At 30.2% G+C, this 1,296-nt stretch carries 2 protein-coding genes; one reads left to right on the top strand and one right to left on the bottom strand.

What is annotated here, in order from left to right:
• Positions 1 to 660: restriction endonuclease subunit S (locus tag AC07UV_RS25650; RefSeq protein ID WP_495185847.1), on the top strand; the 660-nt coding region annotated here is incomplete at its 5' end.
• Positions 661 to 663: 3 nt separating this feature from the next.
• Here the strand turns inward: AC07UV_RS25650 and AC07UV_RS25645 are convergent.
• Positions 664 to 1,296, bottom strand: a 633-nt coding sequence (locus AC07UV_RS25645) for a restriction endonuclease subunit S (protein ID WP_495185846.1), incomplete at its 5' end; no start/stop codon positions are given.

Genomic DNA, 1,296 nt, shown 5'->3' with positions numbered 1-1,296 from the left:
GAACAATTAGAATCCTTAATTCAAAATTTTCGCAACCAAATATTTGGTCAGAAAATAAAATTTAAAGATGAAGTTGAGCATGAATTTCCTGAATGGAAAACATATAAATTGAGAGATATTGCTGAAAGAATTATTCGAAAAAATTCTGAAAATAATCAAAACGTATTAACGATATCGGCACAATTTGGTTTAATAAGTCAACTCGAGTTCTTTAATAAATCTGTGTCATCTAAAGATGTTTCAGGATACTATGCTTTAAATCAAAATGATTTCGCCTATAACAAAAGTTATTCTAATGGCTATCCAATGGGGGCCATAAAAAGATTAAAAAGATATGAAAAAGGAATTGTCTCTACCCTTTACATCTGCTTTAGATTTAAAGAAACAGTATGTGTTAATTTCATCGAGCAATATTTCGAATCAGGTATACAAAATATTGAAATTGAAAAGATAGCACAGGAAGGTGCTAGAAATCATGGCCTTTTAAATGTAGGCGTTTCTGATTTTTTTAATATTGAAATAAGTCTTCCAACACTGAAAGAACAAAAAAGAATATCATCCTTTTTGACTAGTATAGATCAAAAAATCCAATGCGAGAAAGCAACTTTAGAGCAACTGGAAATGCAAAAGAAATACCTGTTGCAACAAATGTTTGTATAGAATTTATACAAACATTTGTTGCAATAAAAACTTTTTCTGTTCTTCTAATCTTTTCAAAAGTTGGCTTTCTACATCAATTTTTGAATCTACAGATGAAAGGAAATTGGCGATTTTGGTTTGTTCGGGAAGTGTTGGGTAATCTATTTCAATACTCCCCAAGTCATTGGAGCTAATGGCAGGGTAACTAGTTCCTGTACACCTTTCAATTACTTTATCCACGAATGTTTGATTATGTAAATATTGGAAAATGAATTGAGGGTTTTGCTCAGTTCTAATTTGTGCATAACCAGTTGAAGCAACATAATCTCCTTCTTTATCAAAAAAGAGATTATTCTTTTGATAAGGTCTAACCATTTGAAACAATACATCATTCTTCTCTAAAACTCTTTGAGCTCTACTTGGTGCTGAGTCTTTTAAAATTTGCTCTTCTTTTAATAAACGACCATCTACTACACTTTCTAAGTCTATATAGTAAAATGTATTAGGAATACTTTTTGTTTTGGGGTTTATATAACAGATTTGATTTAACCTCTTAACTTCCCACTCTGGATAGTCATTTCCATTATCATTTTTAAATCTCAACAATCGTGAAAATATTCTTTTAGCAAAAGTAGTTTTTGATACGCCTAATTCCTT

This window comes from Sphingobacterium sp. GW821-FHT03E03 (genome assembly GCF_059420745.1).
Note: the sequence above shows the minus strand (reverse complement) of the source record. Positions and strands in the feature narration are given on the sequence as shown.